This window comes from Burkholderia sp. MS455 (assembly GCF_016899445.1).
Taxonomy (GTDB): domain Bacteria; phylum Pseudomonadota; class Gammaproteobacteria; order Burkholderiales; family Burkholderiaceae; genus Burkholderia; species Burkholderia pyrrocinia_C.
Genome location: NZ_CP041779.1, coordinates 367596 through 391733, shown reverse-complemented (window position 1 = coordinate 391733; position 24138 = coordinate 367596). Strand labels below are relative to the sequence as shown.

At 66.9% G+C, this 24138-nt stretch carries 18 protein-coding genes; 5 read left to right on the top strand and 13 right to left on the bottom strand.

Annotated elements, in window-relative coordinates; genetic code table 11:
• Positions 1–25 precede the first annotated feature (25 nt).
• The 4 genes from FPJ27_RS20930 (at position 26) to FPJ27_RS20915 (ending at position 5269) form a co-directional block, all read left to right on the top strand.
• Positions 26–1798 (top strand): ABC transporter ATP-binding protein/permease, encoded by a 1773-nt coding sequence (locus FPJ27_RS20930; protein ID WP_204425526.1) that lies wholly within the window; start codon positions 26–28, stop codon positions 1796–1798.
• Positions 1795–2562, top strand: coding sequence for an SDR family oxidoreductase (locus FPJ27_RS20925; protein ID WP_204425525.1), 768 nt, complete (start codon positions 1795–1797; stop codon positions 2560–2562). The genes FPJ27_RS20930 and FPJ27_RS20925 overlap by 4 nt, the downstream gene beginning before the upstream one ends.
• 135 nt (positions 2563–2697) lie before the next feature.
• On the top strand, positions 2698–3960 hold the full coding sequence (locus FPJ27_RS20920) for an MFS transporter (protein WP_034183636.1): 1263 nt from the start codon (positions 2698–2700) through the stop codon (positions 3958–3960).
• Between the two features lie 25 nt (positions 3961–3985).
• A complete protein-coding gene (locus FPJ27_RS20915; RefSeq protein WP_204425524.1) occupies positions 3986–5269 on the top strand; it encodes a D-amino acid dehydrogenase in 1284 nt (427 codons plus the stop codon).
• Between the two features lie 100 nt (positions 5270–5369).
• Here the strand turns inward: FPJ27_RS20915 and thpR are convergent, their stop codons facing one another.
• The 5 genes from thpR to FPJ27_RS20890 form a co-directional block, all read right to left on the bottom strand.
• Positions 5370–5936, bottom strand: coding sequence for an RNA 2',3'-cyclic phosphodiesterase (gene thpR / locus FPJ27_RS20910; protein WP_204425523.1), 567 nt, complete (start codon positions 5934–5936; stop codon positions 5370–5372).
• Entirely contained in the window at positions 5933–7423 is a 1491-nt protein-coding gene (locus tag FPJ27_RS20905) for an alanine/glycine:cation symporter family protein (RefSeq protein WP_204425514.1), read from the bottom strand. The genes thpR and FPJ27_RS20905 overlap by 4 nt, the downstream gene beginning before the upstream one ends.
• A gap of 319 nt (positions 7424–7742) precedes the next feature.
• Positions 7743–9209 carry a glutamate synthase subunit beta gene (locus FPJ27_RS20900; protein ID WP_034183631.1) on the bottom strand — a complete coding sequence of 489 codons (1467 nt, stop codon included), beginning with the start codon at positions 9207–9209 and terminating at the stop codon, positions 7743–7745.
• 85 nt (positions 9210–9294) lie between these two features.
• Positions 9295–13998 (bottom strand): glutamate synthase-related protein, encoded by a 4704-nt coding sequence (locus FPJ27_RS20895; RefSeq protein WP_204425512.1) that lies wholly within the window; start codon positions 13996–13998, stop codon positions 9295–9297.
• A 289-nt stretch (positions 13999–14287) separates the two neighbouring features.
• Positions 14288–15001, bottom strand: a complete 714-nt coding sequence (locus tag FPJ27_RS20890) for a transposase (RefSeq protein ID WP_027783329.1) — start codon at positions 14999–15001, stop codon at positions 14288–14290.
• A gap of 193 nt (positions 15002–15194) precedes the next feature.
• Here FPJ27_RS20890 and FPJ27_RS20885 point away from each other — a divergent pair, with 193 nt between their 5' ends.
• The gene (locus tag FPJ27_RS20885) at positions 15195–15926 is read left to right on the top strand and encodes an OmpW family outer membrane protein (protein WP_072443852.1); all 732 of its coding nucleotides are present in this window, start codon (positions 15195–15197) and stop codon (positions 15924–15926) included.
• 164 nt (positions 15927–16090) lie between these two features.
• Here FPJ27_RS20885 and ugpQ read toward each other — a convergent pair whose 3' ends face one another.
• From ugpQ to aroK, 8 genes are all read right to left on the bottom strand, one after another.
• Entirely contained in the window at positions 16091–16855 is a 765-nt protein-coding gene (ugpQ, locus tag FPJ27_RS20880; protein ID WP_204425509.1) for a glycerophosphodiester phosphodiesterase, read from the bottom strand.
• 28 nt (positions 16856–16883) lie between these two features.
• The gene (locus FPJ27_RS20875; RefSeq protein ID WP_204425501.1) at positions 16884–17969 is read right to left on the bottom strand and encodes a sn-glycerol-3-phosphate import ATP-binding protein UgpC; all 1086 of its coding nucleotides are present in this window, start codon (positions 17967–17969) and stop codon (positions 16884–16886) included.
• Positions 17970–18001: 32 nt separating this feature from the next.
• The gene (gene ugpE, locus FPJ27_RS20870; protein WP_072443849.1) at positions 18002–18847 is read right to left on the bottom strand and encodes a sn-glycerol-3-phosphate ABC transporter permease UgpE; all 846 of its coding nucleotides are present in this window, start codon (positions 18845–18847) and stop codon (positions 18002–18004) included.
• A complete protein-coding gene (gene ugpA / locus FPJ27_RS20865; RefSeq protein ID WP_204425499.1) occupies positions 18844–19728 on the bottom strand; it encodes a sn-glycerol-3-phosphate ABC transporter permease UgpA in 885 nt (294 codons plus the stop codon). Before ugpA ends, ugpE begins: the two co-directional genes overlap by 4 nt.
• A gap of 96 nt (positions 19729–19824) precedes the next feature.
• Positions 19825–21159 carry a sn-glycerol-3-phosphate ABC transporter substrate-binding protein UgpB gene (gene ugpB, locus FPJ27_RS20860; protein ID WP_204425497.1) on the bottom strand — a complete coding sequence of 445 codons (1335 nt, stop codon included), beginning with the start codon at positions 21157–21159 and terminating at the stop codon, positions 19825–19827.
• A 90-nt stretch (positions 21160–21249) separates the two neighbouring features.
• Complete coding sequence (locus FPJ27_RS20855; protein ID WP_239483391.1) at positions 21250–22434, bottom strand: deoxyguanosinetriphosphate triphosphohydrolase; 1185 nt, start codon at positions 22432–22434, stop codon at positions 21250–21252.
• A 65-nt stretch (positions 22435–22499) separates the two neighbouring features.
• Positions 22500–23579, bottom strand: a complete 1080-nt coding sequence (gene aroB, locus FPJ27_RS20850) for a 3-dehydroquinate synthase (protein WP_204425495.1) — start codon at positions 23577–23579, stop codon at positions 22500–22502.
• Positions 23576–24130, bottom strand: coding sequence for a shikimate kinase AroK (gene aroK, locus FPJ27_RS20845; protein ID WP_204426334.1), 555 nt, complete (start codon positions 24128–24130; stop codon positions 23576–23578). The genes aroB and aroK overlap by 4 nt, the downstream gene beginning before the upstream one ends.
• Positions 24131–24138 lie beyond the last annotated feature (8 nt).

The following is a 24138-nucleotide window of genomic DNA, read 5'->3' as shown; positions in this document are numbered from 1 at the left end:
GCGCCGGCTACTCATCAGGAAGCACATGACCCAATCGATCGACCCCGTCCGCTCCGCCGCCTCCGACGCGCCGCAGGACGAGCGCCCGGTATCCGCATGGAGCCTCATCAAGCCCTACTGGGTATCGTCCGAATGGAAAGTCGCGTGGGGGCTGCTGGTCACGATCATCGCGATCAACCTCTGCGTGGTGTGGATCAACGTCCAGCTGAACAAGTGGAACGCGCAGTTCTACAACGCGCTGCAGTCGAAGAACGTGCACGACTTCCCGAACCTGCTGATGCAGTTCTCCGCGCTCGCGTTCGCGTTCATCATCCTCGCGGTGTACGGCCGCTACCTGCGGCAGATGCTCGGCTTCCGCTGGCGCCAGTGGCTCACCGACCGTTTTCTCGGCCAGTGGCTCGGCGATCGCGCGTTCTACCGGATCGAACGCGACCGCCTCGCGGACAACCCCGACCAGCGGATCACCGACGACCTCCAGTCGTTCTCGACCACGACGCTCGCGCTGTCGCTCGACCTGCTGTCGACGGTCGTCACGCTCGTGTCGTTCATCACGATCCTGTGGTCGCTCGCCGGTGCGCTGACGTTCACGCTCGGCGCCACGCCGATCTCGATTCCCGGCTACATGGTGTGGGCGGCCGCGCTGTACGCGGTGGTCGGCTCGCTGATCATCCAGAAGGTCGGTCATCCGCTCGTGTCGATCAACTACCAGCAGCAGCGCGTCGAGGCCGATTTCCGCTTCGGGCTGATCCGCGTGCGCGAGAACGCCGAGCAGATCGCGTTCTACGACGGCGAGAAAACCGAGACCGGCAACGCGCAAAACCTCTTCATGCGCATCCGCGACAACTGGTGGCGCGTGATGAAGTACACGAAGCGGCTCACGTTCGTGCTGAGCTTCTACGGGCAGATCGCGATCATCTTCCCGCTCGTCGTCGCCGCGCCGCGGTACTTCGCGGGCGCGTTCTCGTTCGGCGTGCTGATGCAGATCTCGTCCGCGTTCGGCACCGTCAGCGATTCGTTCTCGTGGTTCATCAACAGCTACTCGACCCTCGTCGAATGGCGCGCCACCGTCAACCGTCTGCGCGAATTCAAGCGCGTGATGGGCACGTCGCACCTGAAGGAAAGCCTGTCGCCCGCGACCGAGCACGGCGGCATCAACCTGCACTACGTCGACGCGGCGAAGCTGTCGACGTCGTCGCTCAAGCTCGCGCTGCCGAACGGCAACGCGCTCGCGGAGATCGGCAACGTGACGATCGAGCCGGGTTCGCGCTGGCTCGTGATCGGTAAATCGGGTTCCGGCAAGAGCACGTTCATGCGCGCGCTCGCGGGCCTCTGGCCGTTCGGCGACGGCGCGATCGACGCGCCGGTCGGCGCGCGGATGATGTTCGTGCCGCAGACGAGCTATTTGCCGATCGGCACGCTGAAGGCCGCGCTCACCTATCCGGCGACGCCCGACACGTTCAGCGACGACGCGTGCCGCGACGCGCTGCGCGCATGCCGCCTCGAGGATTACGTCGAGCGCCTCGACGAAACCGCGCACTGGACGCGCGTGCTGTCGCCGGGCGAGCAGCAGCGCCTTGCCGGCGCACGCGTGCTGCTGCACAAGCCCGACTTCCTGTTCCTCGACGAAGCGACCAGCGCGCTCGACACCGACAACGAGGCACGCCTGTACCACCTGTTCGCCGAACGGCTGCCGAAGGCCGCGATCGTCAGCATCGCGCATCGCGAGTCGCTGGCCGCGTTCCACGTCGGCACGATCAACGTCGAGCGCGTGAACGCCGGCGACAAGGTGGCTGCGTGAGCGCACGCGCCGCGCGCATCGTGCTGATCACCGGCGCAGGCTCGGGGATCGGCGCGGCGCTCGCGCGACGGCTCGCGGCGCCCGGCATCGCGCTGGCACTGCACGCGCGCGGCGCGGACGATGCGGCGCGGGCCCGGCTCGCCGAAGTCGCGCGCGCCTGCACGGCGGCCGGCGCGCAATGCATCACGCTCACCGGCGATCTCGCCGCGCCGGGCGTCGCCGCCACGCTCGTCGACGCAACCGCCACGCGCTTCGGCGGGCTCGACCAGCTCGTCGCGAACGCCGGCTTCGCCGCGCGGCAGGCCTTTTCCGATCTTTCCGCGGACACGCTCGCGTCCGCCTTCGCGGCGATGCCCGGCGCGTTCTCCGCGCTCGCGGGCCGCGCGCGGCCGCTGCTCGAAGCGTCGGCCGCGCCGCGGATCGTCGCGCTCAGTTCGTTCGTCGCGCACCGCTACCGTGCCGATGCGCCGTTCGCGGCCACCGCCGCCGCGAAAGCCGCGCTTGAATCGCTGGTGCGCACCGCGGCCGCCGAATTCGCCGCGCGCGGCATCACCGTCAACGCGGTCGCGCCCGGCTTCACACGCAAGGACCACGGGCCGAGCGCCGGCAACGCCGCCACGTGGGCGCAGGCCGAACAGGCGACACCGCTCGGCCGGATCGCCGAACCCGACGACGTCGCCGCATTGATCGCGTTCCTGCTGTCGGACGCGGCGCGGCAGATCACCGGCCAGGTCATCCACGTCGACGGCGGCCTGACGCTCTGAAGCGGCATCGCCCCCTCCTTCCCGCATACCCGCTTTCCCGCACGAACCTGCATCGGCCTTTTTGGCCGGCCGCATCGCGACCGTAAAATAACCGTCACGCGGCAGCGCGATACGAGACGAGAGAGGGCGGCAAGCATGCAGGCATTCCAGTGGTTCAACGAATTGTCGTCGCGCGAGCGCAAGACGCTGTACGCCGGATTCGGCGGCTACGCGGTCGATGCGTTCGACTTCATGATCTACTCGTTCCTGATCCCGACGCTGATCGCCACGTGGGGAATGACGAAGAGCGAGGCCGGGATGATCGCGACGAGTTCGCTGATCTCGTCGGCAGTCGGCGGCTGGGCCGCCGGCATCCTCGCCGACCGCTACGGCCGCGTGCGCGTGCTGCAGTGGACGATCGCGACGTTCGCGCTGTTCACGTGCCTGTCCGGTTTCACGCATTCGTTCTGGCAGCTGCTCGCGACGCGCACGCTGCAGGGCTTCGGTTTCGGCGGCGAATGGTCGGTCGTGACGATCATGATGGCCGAGACGATCCGCTCGCCCGAGCATCGCGCGAAGGCCGTCGGCACCGTGCAAAGCAGCTGGTCGTTCGGCTGGGCCGCGGCCGCGATCCTGTACTGGGCGTTCTTCGCGCTGCTGCCCGAGCAGGTCGCGTGGCGCGCGTGCTTCTGGATCGGCATCGTGCCCGCGCTGTGGATCCTGTACATCCGCCGCAACGTCAGCGATCCCGACATCTATACGGCCACGCGCCGCGCGCGCGACGAAGGCCGCGTGTCGGGCCACTTCCTCGAGATCTTCTCGCCGCCGCACCTGCGCGCGACGCTGTTCGGCAGCGCGCTGTGCACCGGGATGCTCGGCGGCTACTACGCAATCACGACGTGGCTGCCCACCTACCTGAAAACCGTCCGCCACCTGTCCGTGTTCAACACGAGCGGTTATCTCGTCGTGCTGATCGTCGGCTCGTTCGTCGGCTACGTGGTCGGCGCGATCCTGTCCGACCGGCTCGGCCGCCGCGCGTCGTTCATCCTGTTCGCGATCGGCTCGTTCTCGCTCGGCATGGCGTACACGATGCTGCCGATCACCGATACCGCGATGCTGCTGCTCGGCTTCCCGCTCGGCATCGTCGTGCAGGGGATCTTCGCGGGCGTCGGCGCGTATCTGTCGGAGCTGTATCCGGGCGCGATCCGCGGCTCGGGCCAGGGCTTCTGCTACAACCTCGGCCGCGGGCTCGGCTCGTTCTTCCCGATTCTCGTCGGCTCGCTGTCGCAATCGATGTCGCTCGTGAAGGCGATCGGCCTCGTCGCGGGCGGCGGCTACCTGCTCGTGATCGTCGCCGCGCTCGTGCTGCCGGAAACGCGCGGCAAGTCGCTCGTCGACGATCCGGCCGTCGCGTCGTGAACGCCCTCTTCGTTCCGGAAACCGCATGCACGTGATCGTTCTCGGCGCCGGCGTGGTCGGCGTCACCACCGCGTGGCACCTGCGCGAAGCAGGCTGCGACGTCACCGTGATCGAACGCGAGGCCGACGTCGCGCAGGCGACGAGCCTCGGCAACGCGGGCGTGATCGCGCCCGGCTACGTGACGCCGTGGGCCGCGCCCGGGATGCCCGGCAAGATCCTCAAGTACCTGTTCAAGCCCGCGTCGCCGCTGATCTTCCGGCCGACGCTCGACACGGCGCAGTGGCGCTGGATCGCGCGCTGGCTGCGCGAATGCGAGTTCGAGCGGTTCCGCGTGAACAAGCAGCGCATGCAGCGCATCGCGTATTACAGCCGCGCGTGCCTGCATGCGTTTCGCGACCGTTATCCGTTCGACTACGGCGCGAGCCGCGGCTACCTGCAACTGTTGCGCGGCGCATTCGACGTCGAGATGGTGCAGCCCGCGCTGAAGGTGCTGCGCGATGCCGGCATCGCGTTTCGCGAACTCGACGCGGCCGGCTGCACGGCGATCGAGCCGGGCCTGCGCTGGGCGCGGCAGGCGCCCGTCGGCGGCATCTACCTGCCCGACGACGAAGCCGGCGACTGCGCACGCTTCACGCGCGAATTGCGTGCGCTGTGCGAGTCGAACGGCGTGACGTTCCGCTTTCGCACCGCGACCCGCGCGCTCGACGTCGCGGGCGGCAAGGTGCGCGGCGTGCGGATCGATTCACCGGACGAAAGCGCCGCCGCACGAAGTGACGCCCCGCTCGCCGCCGACGCGATCGTCGTCGCGCTCGGCGTCGACAGCGCCGGCCTGCTGCGGCCGCACGGCATCGACGTGCCACTGTATCCGGTGAAAGGCTACTCGGCGACGCTCGCGGTCGTCGACGATGCAAAGGCGCCGCGCGCCGCGCTGATGGACGAATCGCTGAAGACGGCGATCACGCGCTTCGGCCCGACGCTGCGCGTCGCGGGCACCGCGGAGCTCGGCAACCGGCACGCGGCGCTGCGGCAGCAGGCGCTCGATACGCTGATGAAGGTGCTCGACGACTGGTTCCCGCACGCGGCCGATCGCGCGTCGGCGCGCTTCTGGGTCGGCCGCCGGCCGATGACGCCCGACGGGCCGCCGCTGCTCGGCGCGAGCGGGATCGACGGGCTCTGGCTCAACGTCGGCCACGGCTCGACGGGCTGGGCGATGTCGATGGGTTCGGGCAAGGTGGTGGCGGATCTCGTTACCGGACGCGAGCCGGAGATCGACCTGTCGGGCCTGACGCTCGCGCGCTACGGACGGTAGACCCGGCGCCGGTCGACACCGTCGATGCGATGCGGTGTGACACGACGCGATGGCCTGATCCGCACAACGCGCGGCCATCGCATTGCATCTCGAGCGCCGCTCACCGCACCGCCCGGCCGTCCGCCCATGCGATCGGCGCCGATACGATCGGCCGATGCGACACGCCCTCGTGCGACAACCTGCTTTCGAACAGCGTCAGCGCTTCGATGCGCAGCACGACCGGCCGCCCGGGCGCGCCGCCGTGCGCGGGCTGTCCGACCGCGTCGCGCGGCAGCCGCGCGAGCGTCACGTGCGGCCGGAACGGCCGCCGGTCGACCGGCACGCCGAGTTCAGCCAGCAGCGCCATCAGCCCGGCATTCAGCGCGACGCAGGCCGGATCGGCCTCGAGTTCCGCGACGATCAGCCTCGCGCGCGGCAGGCTCGGCCACCACGCGATCCGCTCGGCCGGCAGCAGCGGCAGAGCATGCGCGGCTGCGAGCGCGGGCAGGTGCGCGGCCAGCGCGTCGCACCGTTCCCGTTCGATCGCGCCGATGAACGCGAGCGTCAGGTGCAGTTGCGCGGGCAGCGTGCGCCGTGCACCGCGGGCGACCGGCAACGCATGCAGCGCATCGCGCGAGGCCGCATCGGGCATCAGCGCGACGAACGCACGGAGCCGGTCGCCGGTCATGACTCGCTCACCGCGGCACGCGGCGCGCTCGCCGCTTCGGCGGAAACCGGACGCTGCGGCAGCGGGCCGTGCTCGCCCCACACGTCGGCCGGCAGCACGCGCGCGAGTTCCGGGATCGTGTTGCGCGTGAACACCGGATCGGCGATGCCTGCCGCGCGCTGGCGGCGATAGTCGGCCCACGCGGCGTGCGCATACTTGCCGAGCGCGAGGATCGCGATCAGGTTGATGATCGCCATCAGCCCCATGCTCGTATCGGCCATCGCCCACACGAGCGGCAGTTGCCCGACGCTGCCGAACATCACCATCCCGAGCACCGCGACGCGGAACAGCGGCAGCACGCCGCGCCGCTTCGTGATGAATTCGACGTTGCCTTCCGCATACGCGTAGTTGCCGATCACCGACGAGAACGCGAGGAAGAAGATCGCGACGGCCATGTAGATGCCGCCCCAGTCGCCGACGTGGCTCGAGATCGCGCGCTGCGTGAGCGCCGCGCCCTCCATGCCGGTGCCGAGCTCGTACTGGCCCGACAGCAGGATCACGAACGCGGTCGCGCTGCAGATCACGATCGTGTCGACGAACACGCCGAGCATCTGGATCAGCCCCTGCGTGACGGGGTGCCGCGTGCTCGCGGTCGCGGCCGCGTTCGGCGCGCTGCCCATCCCTGCTTCGTTCGAGAACAGCCCGCGCTTCACGCCGATCGCGATCGCCTGGCTGACCGCATAGCCCGTCAGGCCACCCGCCGCCTGCTCGAAGCCGAACGCGCTCTTCACGATCAGTGCGATCACGCCCGGCACCAATGCGATGTGCGTGGCGACCGCGTAGACCGCGAGCGCGAGATAGCCGATCGCCATCAGCGGCACGATCACCTGCGCGACCTTCGCGATGCGACGGATGCCGCCGAAGATGATCGGCGCGCTCAGCAGCACGAGACCGAGACCGACCGTCTCGCGGCTCCAGCCGAACGACGTATGGAACGCGTCGGCGATCGCGTTGGCCTGCACCGCGTTGAACACGAAGCCGAACGCGAGGATCAGCGACAGCGAGAACAGCACGCCGAAGCCGCGCGAACGCAGGCCGGTCTGGATGTAGTACGCGGGGCCGCCGCGATAGCTGCCGTCCGGGTGCGACACCTTGAAGATCTGCGCGAGCGTCGCCTCGACAAACGCGGACGACATCCCGACCAGCGCCGTCATCCACATCCAGAAGATCGCGCCCGGCCCGCCGACCGTCAGTGCGACCGCGACGCCGGCGATGTTGCCGGTGCCGACGCGGCTCGCGAGCCCGGTCGCGAACGCCTGGAACGACGAGATGCTGCCCGGCTCGCCCTTGCTGCCGACCAGTTTCATGCTGAGGAACAGCGCCTTCAACTGGATCATCCGGAACCGCAACGTGAACCACGCACCGGCGCCGAGCAGCAGCGCAATCAGCACGTAGTTCCACAACACGCCGTTGACGGCGTCGATCAGCCCATGCAGGAGTGCTTCCATCCAGAGTCCTTGTAAATAGGGTCGGTCACATGCGACCACCGCGAATGCGGCCCGAGGGGCGACATGATATGACAGTTTCCAAGGATTATTACAAAACGAAAGGAAAGAAGATGATGGAAAATCGGCGACGGATGTGATCAGATTAGGCGACGCTTCGCGAAAATGGCGAGCGCAGCGCAGCGACGCGGCCGGATCGAACGGCGTCGGGGGAACGCGCGGTACCGGCTGACCGATGGGCATCGGCGCGCGCCAGCGACAAAAAAACCGGGCGCCCTTTCGGACGCCCGGTTTTCATCGAAACCCGCTCGCGGTATTCAGCTCAGCGCGGCAGTTCCGAATGCCCCATCAGGTACGCATCGACCGAGCGCGCGCACTGGCGGCCTTCGCGAATCGCCCACACCACCAGCGACTGGCCGCGACGCATGTCGCCTGCCGCGAACACCTTGTCGACCGACGTGTAGTACGAACGATCGCCTTCGGTCGCCGCACGTGCATTGCCGCGCGCGTCCTTCGCGACGCCGAACGCGTCGAGCACGGGCGCCGCCGGCTGCGTGAAGCCCATCGCGAGCAGCACGAGATCGGCCTTCATCTCGAACTCGGAGCCCGGCACTTCCTGCATCTTGCCGTCCTTCCACTCGACGCGCACCGCGATCAGCTTCTCGACCTTGCCGTTCTTGCCTTCGAGACGCTTCGTCGCGACCGCCCAGTCGCGCTCGCAGCCTTCCTCGTGCGACGACGACGTGCGCAGCTTGATCGGCCAGTACGGCCACACGAGCGGCTTGTTTTCCTCTTCCGGCGGCTGCGGCAGCAGCTCGAACTGCGTGACCTGCTTCGCGCCGTGACGGTTCGACGTGCCGACGCAGTCCGAACCCGTATCGCCGCCGCCGATCACGATCACGTGCTTGCCCTTCGCGAGCAGCTGGTCGACGAGCTTGTCGCCCGCGTTCACGCGGTTCTGCTGCGGCAGGAAGTCCATCGCGAAATGAACACCCGCGAGTTCGCGGCCCGGCACCGGCAGATCGCGCGGCGTTTCCGAACCGCCGGCGATCACGACCGCATCGAATTCTTCCTTCAGCGTGTCCGGCGAAATGGTTTCCTTCGCGAGACTGCCGATCGACTCGGGCAGCGGATCCTTGCCGATGAACACGCTGGTGCGGAACGTCACGCCTTCCGCTTCCATCTGGCGCATGCGGCGATCGATCAGCCACTTCTCCAGCTTGAAGTCGGGAATCCCGTAGCGCAGCAGGCCGCCGACACGATCGTTCTTCTCGAACACCGTCACGTCGTGGCCCGCGCGCGCGAGCTGCTGCGCGGCGGCGAGGCCCGCAGGGCCCGAGCCGACGACGGCAACCTTCTTGCCCGTCTTGTGCGCGGCCGGCTCAGGCTTCACCCAGCCTTCCGCCCAGGCCTTGTCGATGATCGCGTGCTCGATCGACTTGATGCCGACCGGGTCTTCGTTGATCCCGAGCGTACACGCGGCCTCGCACGGCGCCGGGCAGATGCGGCCCGTGAATTCCGGGAAGTTGTTGGTCGAGTGCAGGACTTCGATCGCCTGCTGCCAGTCCTGGCGGTAAACGAGATCGTTGAAGTCCGGGATGATGTTGTTGACCGGGCAGCCGTTGTTGCAGAACGGGATGCCGCAATCCATGCAGCGCGCGCCCTGGACCTTCGCGTCCGCGTCGGTCAGTGCCGCGACGAATTCCTTGTAGTGCTTCACGCGCGTGAGCGGTGCTTCGTACGCCTCGTGGCGGCGTTCGAACTCCAGAAAACCGGTTGCCTTGCCCATAAGGTGCTCTTCTGTTCGGTGTATCGGGTGGGGGAGCCGCGCGCGGCAATCATGCGCGCGCGGCATTCGCTATGTCGTTCGTCGCTCAGGCGGCCAGCACTTCCTTCGCCGCCTTCTTCGCACCGATCTCGCCCAGCGCGCGCTTGTATTCGTGCGGGAACACCTTCACGAACTGGCGGCGCGCCGCGTCCCAGTTTTCCAGCAGCGACTTCGCGCGCGGCGAACCCGTGAACTGGAAATGACGCTCGACGAGCCCCTTGAGCAGCGCTTCGTCCGTCGTGCCTGCGTGCCAGAGTGCGCGATCGACCGTGCGCTCCTGCTCGGCCTGCTGCAGCACCGGCTCGAGCGCGACCATCGACTTGTTGCACTTCGCCGCGAACATGCCGTCCGGATCGTAGATGTACGCGAGGCCGCCCGACATGCCGGCCGCGAAATTGCGCCCCGTCTCGCCGAGCACGACGACCGTGCCGCCCGTCATGTATTCGCAGCCGTGGTCGCCCGTGCCTTCGACGACCGCCGTCGCGCCCGAGTTGCGCACGCAGAAGCGCTCGCCCGCGACGCCGCGGAAGAACGCTTCGCCTTCGATCGCACCGTACATCACCGTGTTGCCGCAGATGATGTTTTCCTCGGACTTGCCGCGGAAGTCGTTGGTCGGGCGAATAATGATCCGGCCGCCCGACAGGCCCTTGCCGACGTAGTCGTTGCCGTCGCCGACGAGGTCGAGCGTCACGCCCTTCGCGAGGAACGCGCCGAAGCTCTGGCCGGCCGTGCCCTTCAGCTGGATGTGCACCGCGTCGTCGGCCAGGCCGTCATGGCCGTGCTTCTTCGCGATCACGCCCGACAGCATCGCGCCGACCGTACGGTTCACGTTGCGCACCGGCTGGATGAACGACACATGCTCGCCGTTCTCGATCGCGGCTTTCGCCTTCTCGATCAGCACGTGGTCGAGCGCACGCTCGAGGCCGTGATCCTGCACGTCGACGTGACGCGGCGCGACGTCCTCGCATTCTTCCGGCTGGTAGAACACGCGCGAGAAGTCGAGGCCCTTCGCCTTCCAGTGCTCGACGCCCTTGCGCGTATCGAGCAGGTCGGCGCGGCCGATCAGGTCGTCGAACTTCGCGATGCCGAGCTGCGCCATGATCTCGCGCACTTCCTCGGCGACGAAGAAGAAGTAGTTCACGACGTGCTCGGGCTGACCCTTGAACTTCGCACGCAGCACCGGATCCTGCGTCGCGACGCCGACCGGGCACGTGTTCAGGTGGCACTTGCGCATCATGATGCAGCCTTCGACGACGAGCGGTGCCGTCGCGAAGCCGAATTCGTCCGCGCCGAGCAGCGCGCCGATCACGACGTCGCGGCCCGTCTTCATCTGGCCGTCGGCCTGCACGCGGATGCGGCCGCGCAGGCGGTTCAGCACCAGCGTCTGCTGCGTTTCGGCGAGGCCGAGTTCCCACGGCGTGCCCGCGTGCTTGACCGACGACAGCGGCGATGCGCCCGTGCCGCCGTCATGGCCGGCGATCACGACGTGATCGGCCTTCGCCTTCGCGACACCGGCCGCGACCGTGCCGACGCCCACTTCCGATACGAGCTTCACCGAGATGCTCGAGCTCGGGTTCACGTTCTTCAGGTCGTGGATCAGCTGCGCCAGATCCTCGATCGAGTAGATGTCGTGGTGCGGCGGCGGCGAGATCAGGCCGACGCCCGGCACCGAGTAGCGCAGCTTGCCGATGTATTCGGACACCTTGTGGCCCGGCAGCTGGCCGCCTTCGCCCGGCTTCGCGCCCTGCGCCATCTTGATCTGGATCTGGTCGGCCGACGCGAGGTACTCGGCGGTGACACCGAAGCGGCCCGACGCGACCTGCTTGATCTTCGAGCGCAGCGAATCGCCGTCCTTCAGCGGAATGTCGCTGACGATCTCGTCGCCGATCACCGACTTCAGCGTCTCGCCCGACTTGATCGGAATGCCGCGCAGCTCGTTGCGGTAGCGTTTTTCGTCCTCGCCGCCTTCGCCGGTGTTCGACTTGCCGCCGATCCGGTTCATCGCGATCGCGAGTGTCGCGTGCGCTTCGGTGCTGATCGAGCCGAGCGACATCGCGCCCGTCGCAAAGCGCTTGACGATGTCCTTCGCCGGTTCGACTTCGTCGATCGAAATCGCCTTCGCCGGCGACACCTTGAACTCGAACAGGCCGCGGAACGTCATGTGACGCTTGGTCTGGTCGTTGATCAGGTGCGCGTATTCCTTGTACGTCTGGTACGAGTTGCTGCGCGTCGCGTGCTGCAGCTTCGCGATCGAGTCCGGCGTCCACATGTGGTCTTCGCCGCGCACGCGGTACGCGTACTCGCCGCCCGCGTCGAGCATGTCGCGCAGGACCGGGCTGTCGCCGAACGCGTCGCGGTGCAGGCGGATCGCCTCTTCCGCGACTTCGAACAGGCCGATGCCGCCGACCTTCGACGCCGTGCCCTTGAAATACTTCTCGACGAGGTCGCTCGACAGGCCGAGCGCTTCGAAGATCTGCGCGCCCGTGTACGACATGTACGTCGAGATGCCCATCTTCGACATCACCTTCTGCAGGCCCTTGCCGACCGCCTTCGTGAAGTTGTAGACGGCCTTCTCCGGCGACAGGTCGCCCGACAGGCCCTCGGCCATCTTCGCGAGCGTTTCCATCGCGAGGTACGGGTGCACGGCTTCCGCGCCGTAGCCCGCGAGCAGCGCGAAGTGATGCGTTTCACGCGCGGAGCCCGTTTCGACGACGAGGCCCGTGCTCGTGCGCAGCCCTTGCTGCACGAGGTGCGTGTGGATCGCCGACGTGGCGAGCAGCGCCGGAATCGCGACGTGCTCGGCGTCCGTCTTGCGGTCCGACACGATCAGCATGTTGTAGCCCGACTTCACCGCGTCGACGGCTTCCGCGCACAGCGACGCGAGGCGCGCCTCGATGCCTTCCTTGCCCCAAGCGACCGGGTAGCAGATGTTCAGTTCGTACGCGCTGAACTTGCCGCCCGTGTACTGGTCGATCGCGCGGATCTTCGCGATGTCCTTGAAGTCGAGCACCGGCTGCGACACTTCGAGACGCATCGGCGGGTTGATGTTGTTCGTGTCGAGCAGGTTCGGCTTCGGGCCGATGAACGACACGAGCGACATGACCATGTTCTCGCGGATCGGATCGATCGGCGGGTTCGTGACCTGCGCGAACAGCTGCTTGAAGTAGTGATAGAGCGTCTTGTTCTTGTTCGACATCACCGCCAGCGGCGAGTCGTTGCCCATCGAACCGACCGCCTCTTCGCCCTGCTGCGCCATCGGCGCCATCAGGAACTTCAGGTCTTCCTGCGTATAGCCGAACGCCTGCTGGCGGTCGAGCAGCGCGGCGCCCTGCGTGCGGCCGGCCGCGACTTCCTCGGCCTTCGGCTCGATCTCGTCGAGCTTGATGCGCACGGCATCGATCCAGCTCTTGTACGGCTTCGCGTTCGCGAGGTTGTCCTTCAGTTCCTTGTCGTCGATGATGCGGCCGTGTTCCATGTCGATCAGGAACATCTTGCCCGGCTGCAGGCGCCACTTCTTGACGATCTTCGATTCGGGGATCGGCAGCGTGCCGGCTTCCGACGCCATGATGACGAGGTCGTCGTCCGTGACGATGTAGCGCGCCGGGCGCAGGCCGTTACGGTCGAGCGTCGCGCCGATCTGGCGGCCGTCGGTGAACGCGATCGCGGCCGGGCCGTCCCACGGCTCCATCATCGCGGCGTGGTATTCGTAGAACGCGCGGCGGTTGTCGTCCATCAGCGTGTGCTGTTCCCACGCTTCCGGGATCATCATCATCACCGCGTGCACGAGCGGGTAGCCGGCCATCACCAGCAGCTCGAGGCAGTTGTCGAACGATGCGGTGTCCGACTGGCCCGGGTAGATCAGCGGCCACAGCTTCGGCAGGTCATCAGCGAGCACGTGCGACGCGATCGCGCCGGTACGCGCGTTCAGCCAGTTCACATTGCCCTTCACGGTGTTGATCTCGCCGTTGTGCGCGATCATCCGGTACGGGTGGGCCAGTTCCCACGCCGGGAACGTGTTGGTCGAGAAGCGCTGGTGCACGAGAGCGAGCGCCGACACGACGCGCGCGTCCTGCAGGTCGCGGTAATACACGCCGACCTGGCCCGCGAGCAGCAGCCCCTTGTAGACGACCGTGCGCGCCGACATCGACGGCACGAAGTATTCCTTGCCGTGCTTGAGCTTCAGCGCCTGGATGCGGTGGCTCGCCGTCTTGCGGATCACGTACAGCTTCCGCTCGAGCGCGTCCGTCACCATGATGTCCTTGCCGCGGCCGATGAAGATCTGGCGGATCAGCGGCTCGCTCGCCTTCACGGTCGGCGAAATCGGCATCGCATGGTCGACCGGCACGTCGCGCCAGCCGAGCACGACCTGGCCTTCGGCCTTCACCGTGCGCTCGAGCTCCTGCTCGCACGCGAGACGCGACGCGTTTTCCTTCGGCAGGAAGATCATCCCGACCCCGTATTCGCCGGCGGGCGGCAGCATCACGCCCTGCTTCGACATTTCTTCGCGATAGAACGCGTCCGGAATCTGGATCAGGATGCCCGCGCCGTCGCCCATCAGCGGATCGGCGCCGACCGCGCCGCGGTGATCGAGGTTCTCGAGGATCTTCAGACCCTGCTGGATGATCTCGTGGCTCTTCTTGCCCTTGATGTGAGCGACGAAGCCGACGCCACAGGCGTCGTGTTCGTTTTGCGGGTCGTACAGACCTTGTGCGGCGGGCACCGCGGCGAGCGGCTGCTGGTGGTCGTTCATGGGGACACCGTCGTAAAGGGGGCCTGGAGGGCCGTTGAACCGTTTTGTTGTTGCCGTCGATCCCGCTCCCGACGGGAGACGGCACGGCCGACAGTGGGTGGGCATGCTTCGCCCGGGCCACCGGAATTCGGAATATACGCGACGAATCAAAGGAATAGCAACAAAAACCGATTGATCGAACCCCAATTAAACGGATGCTTCGATCTGGTGCTGTTTTATTGGGGCCGTATAGTTTTGGTGCAAAAAGAAGCGGCGCCCGCAGCGCCGCTTCCCGGCTGCCGTTCCCGCGTTACTGCTGGATCGGCGGCGTGTTCTCACGCACCTTTCTGGGGCGTCCACGCGGCAGCGGCGACACGCGCCGGTTCGCGGTGCGCGCCGCCCACTCGCGGTAGTTCTCGCCGCCGAGCACCCAGCCCTTCAGCGTCGCCTGCTGCAACTGGTCGGCCTGCCGCTCGTCGAGCGGCTGCTCGCACAGCTCCTTGTACGCACGCTGGCGGTCGAACGGCGTGTTGCCGAGCGCCCAGTAGAGCGGATGGTCGGTGATCAGGCTGTCGACGGTGAGCCCGACGTGATGCCGGTAGCTCGACCAGCGATAGGCTTCGGGCGTCGCGACGAGTTGCGAGCGCACCGGGCTCATCTCGACCACGCGGCTCGCGAGCAGGAAATAGCGCTCGCCTTCGATCACGGTCGCGCGATAGCGGCCTTCCCACAGGGTGCCGCGCCGCGAATAGCGCCGGTTGAAATGCGCGACGTAGCGGCGACCGACGGCCTGCATCGCTTTCGGCAGGCTCGCCTCGTCGCTCGGCGTCACGAGGAGTTGCACCTGGCGCGGCAGCAGCACATAGGCATGCACCGACAGGTGATGATCGCGCGCGGCGGCCTTCAGGCAATCGATGAAGAGTTCGTAGTCCTGGTCGTCGACGAACGCGGGTTGCTGATCCAGGCCGCGCAGTATCACGTGCTGCGGCTGGTCGGGAACGTAGAGTCGTGCTAGCCGTGCCATGCTGAATGTCCGTTTGAACGCGTTAGGAAATACCCGGAGGTCCGAAAATGCACACCTGCGTAGAATGCCCGCCCTGTCGGTGCGCGGATACGTACGGTCGTACTAATCCTAGGGTGAAAACTCTAACTTACGAGCTTGTTTGGTTTTAAACGCAGTCGTCATAATGAGCACGCCTTTGATCGGAGGAGACACAATGAAACGAAAACTGGCCATTACGGGGGCCGCAGCGCTCGCATTCACGTTTGCGGGCGGTACGGCACATGCACAATCCGCAGGTGATTTCTACGTCAGTACCGGCTGGTTCCATCTGGCCCCGCAGGACAGCAGCGACCCGCTGTTCGTGTACGGCGTCGGCGGCACGCCCATCAACCAATCGATTCCCAACACGGGCGCCGGCATCAACGACGCCGACACGCTTGGACTCGCAACTGGCTACTTCGTCACCGACCACATCTCCACCGAGCTCGTCATGGGGATACCGCCGAAGTTCGACATTACAGGCAAGGGTCAGTTCGAAAAGTTCGGCGTACTCGGCCGTGCGTATCAGTGGAGCCCCGCCGTATTGCTTCGCTACCACTTCAACGACGCCAACGCGAAGTTCCGTCCGTATGTCGGCGTCGGCGCGACGTATATCTGGTTCACCGGCGCAAAGATCACGAACGGCACGTTCGAGAACGGCGTGCTCGGCGGCCCGACCAGCGCAACGACCAGCAACCAGTGGGCGCCCGTCTTCAACGCCGGCTTCACGTACAACTTCACGAAACACTGGTTCGCGGGCCTGTCGATCTCGTACATCCCGGTCAGCGTGACCGCAACCTTCACGACGGCCCGCCGGACGCCGGTCGGCACCCTGACCGAAACGTCGAAAGCGAAGATCTCGCTCAATCCGATCGTCACGTACCTGAACGTCGGCTACCGCTTCTAAGCGTAGTCGAATATTTGGGGAATGGTTAATCCTGCTGCAATTTGTAGCGGAATTTTCGTGACGTAACGTCTCCACAATGCAAAACGCCCCGGCGGGATTCCCGCCGGGGCGTCGTTTTTTTGCCTCAGGGTCTTCCCGCACCCACCGTCGCGCGGGACCGACCGCTACGCGATGTCATCCAGCGCATCGGGGGCGATCAGGTCGATCCGGTCCGTGCAGACCGCATCGACGCCCCAGCGCGCGAGTTCGCGCGCCCGTTCGAGGTCGTTCACCGTGTACACCAGGACGCGCAGCCCGGCCGCCTTGATCGCACGCACGAGCGGTTCGTCGAGCCGTTTGTGGTCTGCATGCAACGATACGCAGCCGAGCGCGCCGACGACCTGAGCATGCCAGTCGTCCGGCACGGCCTCGTAAAGCATTCCGCGCGGCAGCGCCGGCACGGTCGCGCGCGCCTGCTGCAACGCATCGAACGAGAACGACGACAGCAGCGGCGGCACTTCGGCATTACGCCAGTACGCGGCCGCATCGGCCGCCACGCGCTGCCCCGTCTCGCGCTCGCGCCCCGGGCACGGCTTGATCTCGACATTCGCGGCCAGGCCGTGCGCGATGCAGCGCGCCGCCGCCGCCTCGAGCGTCGGCATCCGCTCGCCCGCGAAGCGCGCGTCGAGCCACGCGCCCGCGTCGAGCGCGGCCAGCGCCGCATAACGCATGCCCGCCGCCGCCCCCTGGCCGTTCGAGGTCCGATCGACCGTGTCGTCGTGCAGCAGGAACGTTACGTCGTCAGCCGACAGCTTCGCGTCGAACTCGACCATCCGGTGACCGCGTCGCGCCCCCTCGTCGAGCGCGGCGAGCGTGTTCTCCGGCGCGAGCGTGCCGCCGCCGCGATGGGCGACGACGCGCGGATAAGGCCAGTCGGTACGGGAAATCATCGTCGGTTTCTCGGCAAATGCAGCAGGTTCAGCCGGCACGCTTGCCGGTTTCGGGATCGAAGAAATGCAGCCGGTGCGCGGGCAGCGCGGCCGCCAGCGCCGTGCCGCGCGCCGGACGGTCCGCGTGCGGCAGGCGCACCGCGACGTCGTGATTGCCCCAGCGGCCGTGCGCGAGATTGTCCGCGCCGAGCAGCTCGCACGAGTCGACGGGCAGCGTCGCCTGCGCGACGCCCGGCTGCGGCGTCATGTGTTCGGGGCGCACGCCGAGCACCCAGTCGCGCCCGGTGGCGATCGCGGCGCCGATACCGGGCGCGCCGGCGACCGGCAGCGCGGGGCCGCCGCCCGCGACCGTGAAGGTCGCGCCGTCGTCCGACAGCCGGCCGTGCATCAGGTTCATCGCGGGCGAACCGATGAAGCCCGCAACGAACACCGTCGCCGGCTTCTCGTACACGTCGACCGGTGCACCGATCTGCTCCGCGTAGCCGCGATTCATCACGATCACGCGCTGCGCGAGCGTCATCGCCTCGATCTGGTCGTGCGTCACGTAGACGCTCGTCGTCGCGAGCCGCGCATGCAGCCGCTGGATCTCGAGCCGCATCTGCACGCGCAGCTTCGCGTCGAGGTTCGACAACGGTTCATCGAACAGGAACACCGACGGCTCGCGCACGATCGCGCGCCCCATCGCGACGCGCTGCCGCTGGCCGCCCGACAGCTCGCGCGGCCGCCGCGCGAGCAGCGGCTCGAGCTCGAGGATCTTCGCGGCCGCGGCCACCCGCGAGTCGATCGCCGCACGCTCGATCCCGCGGATCTTCAGCCCGTAGCCCATGTTCTGCGCGACCGTCATGTGCGGGTACAGCGCATAGTTCTGGAACACCATCGCGATATCGCGATCCTTCGGCTCCAGCGCGTTGACGACGCGCTCGCCGATCGCGATCTCGCCATCCGTCACGCTCTCGAGCCCCGCGATCATCCGCAGCAACGTCGATTTGCCGCAGCCCGACGGGCCGACCAGCACGATGAATTCGCCGTCGGCGATCTCGACGTCGATGCCATGCAGCACATGCTGCTTGCCGTCGTAGGATTTCCTGACGCCCTTCAAGCTCAGCGCAGCCATACTTGGTCTTTCTCCCGGTTGCCGTCCGTCATTTATTTCTCGGAATCGACGAGGCCGCGCACGAACCAGCGCTGCATCGCCAGCACGACGACGAGCGGCGGCATCATCGCCAGCAGCGTCGCCGCCATCACGTACTGCCATTCGGTCGCGGCGTCGCCGCTCGCGATCATCGTCTTGATGCCTACCACCGCCGTCGACAGCGACGCCTCCGTCGTGATCAGGATCGGCCACAGATACTGGTTCCAGCCGTAGATGAACGTGATCACGAACAGCGACGCGATGCTCGTCTTCGACAGCGGCAGCACGACGTCCCAGAAGAAGCGCAGCGCGCCCGCGCCGTCGATGCGCGCGGCGTCCATCAACTCGTCGGGCAGCGTCATGAAGAACTGGCGGAACAGGAACGTCGCGGTCGCCGATGCGATCAGCGGCAGCGTGAGCCCCGCGTAGGTGTTCGTCAGGTGCAGCGTCGACACGACCTGCACGGTCGGGAAGATCCGCACTTCCACCGGCAGCATCAGCGTGACGAAGATCAGCCAGAACGCCGTGTTGCGAAACGGGAAGCGGAAATAGACGATCGCGTACGCGGACAGGATCGACATCGCGATCTTGCCGACCGCGATGCCGAGCGCCATCGCGAAGCTGTTCACGAGCAGCCGGCCGAACGGCGCCGTCGTGCCGCCGCTGCCGTGCCCCCATATGTATGCGATGTTCTCGAACAGATGCGTGCTCGGCACGAGCGACAGCGGCACCGTGAACACTTCCTGCGCATTCATCGTCGCCGCGCAGAACGCGACGTAGACAGGAAACACGATCAGCACGATGCCCGCGACCAGCACCGCGTGGCAGAACAGGTCGAAACCCTTGCGATTTTCGATCATGCGTATTGCACCCTGCGTTCGACGAAGCGGAACTGGATCACCGTGAGCCCGACGACGATGATCATCAGCACGACCGACTGTGCGCCCGAGCTGCCGATGTCGAGCCCCTGGAAGCCCTCCGCGAAGATCTTGTAGATCAGCGTCTTCGTGCTCTGCGCCGGGCCGCCGCCGGTGGCCGCGTCGATCACCGGGAACGTGTCGAAGAACGCGTAGACGAGGTTCACGACCAGCAGGAAGAAACTCGTCGGCGACAGCAGCGGCAGCACGATGTGGAAGAAACGCCGCACCGGCCCCGCGCCGTCGATCGCCGCCGCCTCGATCAGCGAGCGCGGGATCGCCTGCAGGCCCGCGTAGAAGAACAGGAAGTTGTAGCTCACCTGCTTCCACACCGACGCGAGCACGACGAGGAACATCGCCTGCCCGCCGTTCAGCGCGTGGTTCCACACGATGCCGCCCTTCGCGAGCGCATACGTAATGAGCCCGATGCTCGGGTTGAACAGGAACGCCCACAGCACGGCCGCGATCGTCGGTGCGACCGCGTACGGCCAGATCAGCAGCGTGCGATACGCGCGCGCGCCGCGGGTCACGCGGTCGGCGCACGCGGCGAGCAGCAGCGACACGACGAGCCCGCTCACCGTGACGAGCGAGCTGAACACGAGCGTCGTGCGGAACGAATCGAGATACAGCGGATCGGCGAACAGGTGCGTGAAGTTCGCGAAGCCGACGAATTCGCTCGACGTGCCGAACGCGTCCTGCATCTGCGTCGACTGCCACAGCGCGACGCCGGCCGGCCACAGGAAGAACACGGCGGTGATCGCGAGCTGCGGCGCGATCAGCAGGTACGGCACCAGGCTCGTACCGAAGCGGGAACGGGATTGCATCGCGGATATCCGGTCAGGCGAAACGGAAAGGAAACCGCGCCGCCGGACCGCACGCGCGCAAGCGCGGCGCGGCCGGCGGCACGAAGCGATGCGTGCTCAGCCGCCCGACTTCTCGAAGCGGCGCAGCAGCTCGTCGCCACGCGAGGCCGCCGAATCGAGCGCGTCCTTCGACGACTTCTTCTGCGCCCAGACCTGTTCGAACTCCTCGTCGACGATCGTGCGGATCTGCGGCATGTTGCCCAGACGCAGCCCCTTCGTGTACGGCAGCGGCGGCTTGTTCAGCATCTGCTTGATCGCGGTTTCGGCGCTCGGATTCTTCGCGTAGAAGCCCTGCTGGCGCGTGAGGTCGTACGCGGCCGTCGTGACCGGCAGGTAGCCCGTGTCCTGGTGCCACTTCGCGGCGACGGCCGGCGATGCCAGGTATGCGAGGAATTTCGCGACGCCCTTGTAGGTCGCCGGATCCTTGCCGGCCAGCACCCACAGGCTCGCGCCGCCGATGATCGCGTTCTGCGGCGCGCCCTTCACGCTCGCGTCGTACGGCATCATGCCCGTGCCGTAGCTGAACTTCGCGAATTTCTGCACGTTCGCGAGCGCGCCCGACGACGTCGTCAGGATCCCGCAGTCGCCGCTGTAGAACTTCGCCGACGCTTCATCCTTGCGGCCCGCGTACGTGAACGTGCCGTCCTTCGCCATCTGCTGCAGGAACGCGATGTGCGCGATCTGCTGCGGCTTGTTGAATTCGAGCACGGCGTCGGTGCCGTCGAAGCCGTTGTTGCGGCTCGCGAACGGCAGCCCGTGCCATGCGCTGTAGTTCTCGAGCTGGATCCAGCCCTGCCAGCCGGTCGTGAAGCCGCACGCCATCCCCGACTTGCGCAGCTTCTCGGCATCGGCCTGCACGTCGGCCCACGTCTTCGGCGGCTGGTTCGGGTCGAGCCCGGCCTTCTTGAACGCGTCCTTGTTGTAGTACAGCACCGGCGTCGAACTGTTGAACGGCATCGACACGAGGTGGCCCGTCTTCGCGTCGCTGTAATAGCTCGAGATGGTCGGCACGAACGCCTTTTCGTCGAGCGGCACGCCGGCCTGCTTGAACACGTCGTAGACGGGCACGACGGCCTTCTTCGCCTGCATCATCGTGGCCGTGCCGACTTCATAGACCTGGAGGATCGCCGGCGCGTTGCCGCTGCGATAGGCGGCGATGCCGGCCGCGAGCGCCTGGTCGTAGGTGCCCTTGAAGACCGGCACGATCTTGTAGTCGCTCTGCGACGCGTTGAACTGCTCGGCAATCGCGTTGACCCGCTCGCCGAGCGCGGCCTCCATCGCATGCCAGAACTGGATCTCCGTCGCGGCGAGCGCCACGTGCTGCACTCCGAACATCAGCGCGCCGCCGAGCGCGATCGAACGAACCATGGTCCCCGCAGGCTTCTTCTTCATCGACCTCTCTCCTATGAAAACGTTACCAACAGCGTATGCAACATTCCCGTCGCCATTGAACCGGCGAAGTCTAGTGATCGTTTGTGACAGTCAGTTGTCGTTGATGACGAACAGGCGCTGGTATTCCTTCAGCGCGAAGCGGTCGGTCATTCCGGCGATGTAGTGCGCGACGAGACGCGGCTGCTGCGCTGCGTCGTCCGACTGGTACGGCGGCGGCAGCAGGCGCGGATCGTCGATGAACGCGTCGAACAGCCCCGTGACGACGCGCTGCGCCTTGCTCGCCATGCGCATCACCTTGTAGTGGCGATACAGGTTCTTGAAGAGGAAACGCTTGAGGGCGGCCGCCTGCGCGGCGACCGTCGCGCTGTGCGACACGAGCGGCGGCGCGGCGCGCACGTCGTCGAGCGACGCGGGCGCGACGCGCGCGAGATTGCGCGTCGTCTCGTCGATCAGGTCGACGATCAGCGTGTTGATGATGCGGCGCACCGTCTCGTGCACGAGGCGGCGGCCTTCGAGGTGCGGGAATTCGGCGAGCGCCGCCTCGTAGTGGCGCTGCCACAGCTCGACTTCCGCGAGCTGCTCGATCGTGATCAGGCCGGAACGCAGGCCGTCGTCGACGTCGTGGTTGTTGTAGGCAATTTCGTCGGCGATGTTCGCGAGCTGCGCTTCGAGCGACGGCTGGCGGCCCTGCAGGAAGCGCTCGCCGAGCGCGCCGAGCTTGCGCGCATTCTCGCGCGAGCAGTGCTTCAGAATGCCTTCGCGCGTCTCGAAGCACAGGTTCAGCCCGTTGAACGCGCCGTAGTGCTCCTCGAGCTCGTCGACGACGGCAAGGCTCTGCAGGTTGTGCTCGAAGCCGCCGTGCTCGCGCATGCACGCATTCAGTGCGTCCTGGCCGGCATGGCCGAACGGCGTATGGCCGAGATCGTGCGCGAGCGAGATCGCTTCGACGAGATCCTCGTTCAGGCGCAGGTTGCGCGCGACCGAGCGCGCGATCTGCGCGACTTCGAGGCTGTGCGTGAGGCGCGTGCGGAACAGGTCGCCTTCATGATTGACGAAGACCTGCGTCTTGTATTCGAGCCGGCGAAACGCGGTCGAATGGACGATGCGGTCGCGATCGCGCTGGAATTCGGTGCGCGCCGCCGGCGGCGTTTCCGGATGGCGGCGGCCGCGCGACTGCGACGCGTGTGCGGCATACGGAGCGAGATGGGCTTCCAGCGCCGCCAGCGTCGGCGGCTCGGCCACCGGCGCAGCGGATGCGCGGCCGGCTTCGGGCAGTGTGCTGCTGGATGTCTCGCTCACGTCTCCTCCATGTCAGGGGCGCCGGGGCATCCGGGCCGCCGTTACCGGGTTGTCTGCGCCAGTGTAGCGAATACGGCTTCGTCCGGCGCCTGCGTGATCAGCGTATCGCCGAATCGCTTCAGCAGGATGAACTTGATCGCGCCGGCCTCGGCCTTCTTGTCGACGCGCATCAAATCCATGTAGCGCGCGTCGCCGAGCGCGGGCCCGCGGGTCGGCAGATGCGCGGCCGCGATCACCGCGTCGAGCCGCTGCCGCGACGCTTCGTCGAGCAGGCCGAGCCGCACCGACAGGTCGCCCGCCATCACCATCCCGCAGCCGACGGCCTCGCCGTGCAGCCACTCGCCGTAGCCGAGCCCGGCCTCGATTGCATGGCCGAACGTGTGGCCGAAGTTCAGGATCGCGCGCAGGCCGCCTTCACGTTCGTCGGCCGCGACCACGCTCGCCTTGATCTCGCACGAGCGCTTCACGGCGTGCGCAAGCGCTGCCGGCTCGCGACGGTTCAGCGCGTCGACGTTCGCCTCGATCCAGTCGAAGAATTCCGCATCGGCGATCGCGCCGGTCTTGATGATCTCGGCGACACCAGCCGCCAGTTCGCGATCGGGCAGCGTCGCCAGCGCGCCGATGTCCGCGATCACGGCTTGCGGCTGGTAGAACGCGCCGATCATGTTCTTGCCGAGCGGGTGGTTGATGCCCGTCTTGCCGCCGACCGACGAATCGACCTGCGACAGCAGCGTCGTCGGTACCTGGACGAACGGCACGCCGCGCATGTAGCACGCGGCGGCAAAGCCCGTCATGTCGCCGACCACGCCGCCGCCGAGTGCGACGAGCGTCGTCTTGCGATCCGCGCGCCCGGTCAGCAGGCCGTCGAAGATCAGGTTCAGCGTTTCCCAGTTCTTGTACGCCTCGCCGTCCGGCAGCACGACCGTCGACACATGCTTGCCAAGCGGCGCGAGCGCCGCGCGCAGCGTGTCGCCGTAAAGCGGATCGACCGTCGTGTTCGTGACGATCGTGACGGACGAACCCTTGATGTGAGGCGCGAACAGCTCGGCGCGGCCGATCAGGCCGGCGCCAATATGAATCGGATAGGCGCGGTCGCCCAGATCGACGTTGACAGTAATCATGCTTGTAGCGGCTTGGCGATGACGCCCGCCAGTTCGAGTTGCATCAGCACCATGTTGACGAGACCGTTGACCGACGGACGGCCGGTCTCGATGACGAAATCCGCGCATTCGCGGTACAGCGGGTCGCGCACGTCGTAGAGCGCTTCGAGACGCCCCTTCGGATCCTCGGTCTGCAGCAGCGGGCGGTTCTTGTCCTTGCGCGTGCGCAGCCACAGATCGTGCGGATTGGCACGCAGATAGACGACGATGCCATTGCTTTTCAGGCAGTCGCGATTTTCCGGGCGCAGCACCGCGCCGCCGCCCGTCGCAAGCACGATGTTCTCGCGCTGCGTGAGCTCGGCGATCACCTGCGTTTCGCGATCGCGAAACCCGGTCTCGCCCTCCAGCTCGAAGATCACCGGAATGCGCGCGCCCGTGCGGGCCTCGATTTCGTGGTCGGAGTCGAAGAACGTCCTGTCGAGACGACGCGCGACCGCACGGCCCACGGTGGTCTTACCCGCTCCCATAAGGCCGACGAAAAATACGTTTGCATGTGGGTCCCGCGCTTGCAACGGCTTCC

Bases quoted from the DNA above. Each gene is read 5' to 3' on its own strand.
- FPJ27_RS20930 (WP_204425526.1), top strand. From the start codon at position 26: ATGACCCAATCGATCGACCCCGTCCGCTCCGCCGCCTCCGACGCGCCG.
- FPJ27_RS20920 (WP_034183636.1), top strand. From the start codon at position 2,698: ATGCAGGCATTCCAGTGGTTCAACGAATTGTCGTCGCGCGAGCGCAAG.
- FPJ27_RS20915 (WP_204425524.1), top strand. From the start codon at position 3,986: ATGCACGTGATCGTTCTCGGCGCCGGCGTGGTCGGCGTCACCACCGCG.
- thpR (WP_204425523.1), bottom strand. From the start codon at position 5,936: ATGACCGGCGACCGGCTCCGTGCGTTCGTCGCGCTGATGCCCGATGCG.
- FPJ27_RS20905 (WP_204425514.1), bottom strand. From the start codon at position 7,423: ATGGAAGCACTCCTGCATGGGCTGATCGACGCCGTCAACGGCGTGTTG.
- FPJ27_RS20900 (WP_034183631.1), bottom strand. From the start codon at position 9,209: ATGGGCAAGGCAACCGGTTTTCTGGAGTTCGAACGCCGCCACGAGGCG.
- FPJ27_RS20895 (WP_204425512.1), bottom strand. From the start codon at position 13,998: ATGAACGACCACCAGCAGCCGCTCGCCGCGGTGCCCGCCGCACAAGGT.
- FPJ27_RS20890 (WP_027783329.1), bottom strand. From the start codon at position 15,001: ATGGCACGGCTAGCACGACTCTACGTTCCCGACCAGCCGCAGCACGTG.
- FPJ27_RS20885 (WP_072443852.1), top strand. From the start codon at position 15,195: ATGAAACGAAAACTGGCCATTACGGGGGCCGCAGCGCTCGCATTCACG.
- ugpQ (WP_204425509.1), bottom strand. From the start codon at position 16,855: ATGATTTCCCGTACCGACTGGCCTTATCCGCGCGTCGTCGCCCATCGC.
- FPJ27_RS20875 (WP_204425501.1), bottom strand. From the start codon at position 17,969: ATGGCTGCGCTGAGCTTGAAGGGCGTCAGGAAATCCTACGACGGCAAG.
- ugpE (WP_072443849.1), bottom strand. From the start codon at position 18,847: ATGATCGAAAATCGCAAGGGTTTCGACCTGTTCTGCCACGCGGTGCTG.
- ugpA (WP_204425499.1), bottom strand. From the start codon at position 19,728: ATGCAATCCCGTTCCCGCTTCGGTACGAGCCTGGTGCCGTACCTGCTG.
- ugpB (WP_204425497.1), bottom strand. From the start codon at position 21,159: ATGAAGAAGAAGCCTGCGGGGACCATGGTTCGTTCGATCGCGCTCGGC.
- aroB (WP_204425495.1), bottom strand. From the start codon at position 23,579: ATGATTACTGTCAACGTCGATCTGGGCGACCGCGCCTATCCGATTCAT.